This window comes from Maritalea sp. (assembly GCF_051251695.1).
GTDB lineage: Bacteria > Pseudomonadota > Alphaproteobacteria > Rhizobiales > Devosiaceae > Maritalea.
Genome location: NZ_JBPOEU010000080.1, coordinates 1 through 2,752, shown reverse-complemented (window position 1 = coordinate 2,752; position 2,752 = coordinate 1). Strand labels below are relative to the sequence as shown.

At 48.9% G+C, this 2,752-nt stretch carries 6 protein-coding genes; 5 read left to right on the top strand and 1 reads right to left on the bottom strand.

Annotated elements, in window-relative coordinates; all coding sequences use genetic code 11:
- Positions 1-142: helix-turn-helix domain-containing protein (locus ACSHWX_RS18140; protein WP_435669616.1), on the bottom strand; the 142-nt coding region annotated here is incomplete at its 3' end.
- Between the two features lie 74 nt (positions 143-216).
- Here ACSHWX_RS18140 and ACSHWX_RS18135 point away from each other — a divergent pair.
- The 5 genes from ACSHWX_RS18135 to ACSHWX_RS18115 all read left to right on the top strand — a co-directional run bounded on the left by ACSHWX_RS18135 (position 217) and on the right by ACSHWX_RS18115 (position 2,664).
- Complete coding sequence (locus tag ACSHWX_RS18135) at positions 217-444, top strand: hypothetical protein (protein ID WP_435669615.1); 228 nt, start codon at positions 217-219, stop codon at positions 442-444.
- On the top strand, positions 441-701 hold the full coding sequence (locus ACSHWX_RS18130) for a hypothetical protein (RefSeq protein WP_435669614.1): 261 nt from the start codon (positions 441-443) through the stop codon (positions 699-701). Before ACSHWX_RS18135 ends, ACSHWX_RS18130 begins: the two co-directional genes overlap by 4 nt.
- 79 nt (positions 702-780) lie before the next feature.
- A complete protein-coding gene (locus ACSHWX_RS18125) occupies positions 781-1,458 on the top strand; it encodes a hypothetical protein (RefSeq protein WP_435669613.1) in 678 nt (225 codons plus the stop codon).
- Positions 1,459-1,462: 4 nt separating this feature from the next.
- On the top strand, positions 1,463-1,813 hold the full coding sequence (locus ACSHWX_RS18120) for a hypothetical protein (protein WP_435669612.1): 351 nt from the start codon (positions 1,463-1,465) through the stop codon (positions 1,811-1,813).
- A 2-nt stretch (positions 1,814-1,815) separates the two neighbouring features.
- On the top strand, positions 1,816-2,664 hold the full coding sequence (locus ACSHWX_RS18115; protein ID WP_435669611.1) for a tyrosine-type recombinase/integrase: 849 nt from the start codon (positions 1,816-1,818) through the stop codon (positions 2,662-2,664).
- The last annotated feature ends 88 nt before the right edge of the window (positions 2,665-2,752 follow it).

Here is a 2,752-nt window from a genome sequence, read left to right as displayed (position 1 = left end):
TTACTGTGCTTTCAGAAACCTGCTTTGGCCCGCTTTCAGCGCGTCGAACAGTCTTGGATGATGAGCCAATTTTATTGGCAATATCATCCTGTGAAAGTCCAAGAAGCGCACGAGCTGCGCGTAGCTGTTCAGGGGTAGTCATATTTTTAGCTTGTCCTATATCGGACATTGAGTTATGTCCATTATAGGACACTACCATAAACAAGGATTAAAACAATGACAAATCAACGCGCCTGCGCGAATGCACCAATTCGTCAAAAATTAACCCGCGAAGATATGCAAAGAGAGTCACTGATTGTCGAGAGCCTGTTAAGTGCCGCGCAAGCTATGTCTGACGACGACGACATTAGCGATATGCTGACGATGATAGAAATGGCCCAAGCACGAGCAACCGGGCTGACCTTGGCGCTGGACTCCATAAACGCGCTGAAGGTGGTGTCATGATTACTGTTCAAGACTTACAAACAAAAAAACCCGAAGAAATGACAGACAATTTGGTCTTTGCTGTGAGTGCGCTCATCAAAACTGCACGTTTGGCATTGGAAAATGATAACGCGAAAATGTCACCGAATAGTCCTGATGCTTGTGCAGTCAGTGTGACGCTAAGTATAGCGGAAACCCTTGCTGATGTGTTGGGGGAAGGTTGCGAGATATTGGAGCGCGAAGTAAGTCGCGGCCTTTTAAAGCGCACTGCCAACTGAGTTGAGTCAAGTTTAGGAAATCGTGACAGTTGACACGAAAGATAAAGCGTGACATGTTGCCGGTATTGGAGGTTATGACATGCTTGAAATCACATTTACTCAGTTCACCCCAGCGCAAGCGGAGAATATTACAGGTATGTCTGTCTCTCAGCAGCGGAACCTTCGTCGACATGGTTACTTGAAATCTACAGAGGGACATGCTCGGTTTGATATTTTTGATCTTGCACGTTTGTTTGTAATTCAAACTTTGTCTGACAAAGGCGTGGGGCCCTCACACTGCGCTACTGGCGAAGAGGGTCAAGATATCGCTTCGATTTGTGCAAAAGGTATTTTGTGGAGCATTTTTGACGATGTGGATGCCTATGAAGGGGATCATCGCACGTTCACATTGTCTGGTCCGCCCGTTGAGCCTTTCGATGAAGATTTGATCGAGAAAGTAGTTGTGGAGGCACAAAAGCGTGGCATGAAAATCTCCGCGGATGACTTGCAACTTGACTGGAAGGTGCGTGCCGAACGTCTAAAAAAGGCCTCGTTTTTGAAAAAAGGGCTTGGTCGGGTTTATCCAGCGCGATTTTTTATTTGGTGGGCTGATGGAACGGAACTTTGGACTGCCGATATTGCTGAAGCCTTTGAAAACAGCTCAAGTGATAAGCAATACCATGGCGCCGCAATTGTGATGGATCAAGAGGCACTGGGCTCAATGTTGTGCGAGCGCGCGAATGTTGCTTTTGCACATGTAGAAGCGGTAGGAGCCTGAAGGAATGACCCTACCGAAACTTTTGCCAGAGTACATCACGCCAGCGGAATTGGGGGAGCACTACGGTTTGTCTGAACGGACCATGCGAGAAAAGCTGCGTGATCTTGGCACCTACGCCATGATCGGGCGTCAAATGGTGATTTATCCCGAGCAAGTTGAGCAATTCAAGGAGGCGACGAAATGCCCCACGAAATCTACTTACGCGGGAAAATTTGGCACTACCGGGGCACGGTTGCCGGCAGGCGATTACGCGGTTCTACGGGAACAGACGTCAAAAAACGTGCGCAAAGGATCGCGGCGGATGCGGAAGCCGAAGCATGGCGAAGTCATATCGATGGACCAGGGGCGCACGTAACAATGGCGCAGGCAGCAATCGCATATAGAGAATCAGGCCGAGCAACGCGTTTTCTCGAAAAGGTTGAAGATTATTGGAAAGACACCGTCATTCGAAACATAACGGGTGAGGCCGTGCGTCTTTCTGCAAAGAAGCTATATCCGTCTGCAAAGCCTGCGACATGGAACAGGCAGGTTATTGTCCCAACGCAAGCGATCATAAACTATGCGTCTGAATTAGGTTGGTGCAGCTCGATAAAGGTAAAGCGGTTTCCGCATGATCCTGCCACGAAAACTCCAGCTACGCTTGAATGGGTGAATGCTTTTTCAACGCAGGCCACAGAGGATGGTTTGCCTCACCTTGCTGCTCTTTGCATGTTTATGTTTGGCACGGCAGCACGGGTTGGTGAAGCCGTACGCATGACTTGGGCTGATGTTGATTTACAAACTGGCAAAGCCAAGTTGAGTGGCAATAAGCCAACCCCTTGGAGCCGTACTGCGCACATGCCGCCTCGTGTCGTTTCTGCGCTGGCGAACATCCCTAGTAATAGAAATTCAGAAGATCACGTTTTCAAGTACTCCGAACAATCATCGACAAACAAGGTTTGGGGCAACGTGATAGAGCGTGCGGAAATTGACTACCTAACCCCGCATTGCTGTCGCCATGGCTTTGCTACCACGATGTTGCAGGCGGGGTATGATGTTAAAACTGTTGCGGAATGCGGAGGCTGGAAAGACCCTGCGGTCGTGTTGCGGACATACGCCCATGCACTCGAAGACAAGACCGTAACAAATTCAATTTTTGACACAACTATGACACACGGCGAAAAGATTGTTACCGTAAGTAGTGGAAATAAAAGGGTAAAACAATGATGGACACTGGCCCTCGTTGGGGAGAGGTGTCCCGCCGACGCGTGTAATCCTGATTCCCAATTCATGCAACGAAATTTTGCGCCCCTGC

Bases quoted from the DNA above. Each gene is read 5' to 3' on its own strand.
- ACSHWX_RS18135 (WP_435669615.1), top strand. From the start codon at position 217: ATGACAAATCAACGCGCCTGCGCGAATGCACCAATTCGTCAAAAATTA.
- ACSHWX_RS18130 (WP_435669614.1), top strand. From the start codon at position 441: ATGATTACTGTTCAAGACTTACAAACAAAAAAACCCGAAGAAATGACA.
- ACSHWX_RS18125 (WP_435669613.1), top strand. From the start codon at position 781: ATGCTTGAAATCACATTTACTCAGTTCACCCCAGCGCAAGCGGAGAAT.
- ACSHWX_RS18120 (WP_435669612.1), top strand. From the start codon at position 1,463: ATGACCCTACCGAAACTTTTGCCAGAGTACATCACGCCAGCGGAATTG.
- ACSHWX_RS18115 (WP_435669611.1), top strand. From the start codon at position 1,816: ATGGCGCAGGCAGCAATCGCATATAGAGAATCAGGCCGAGCAACGCGT.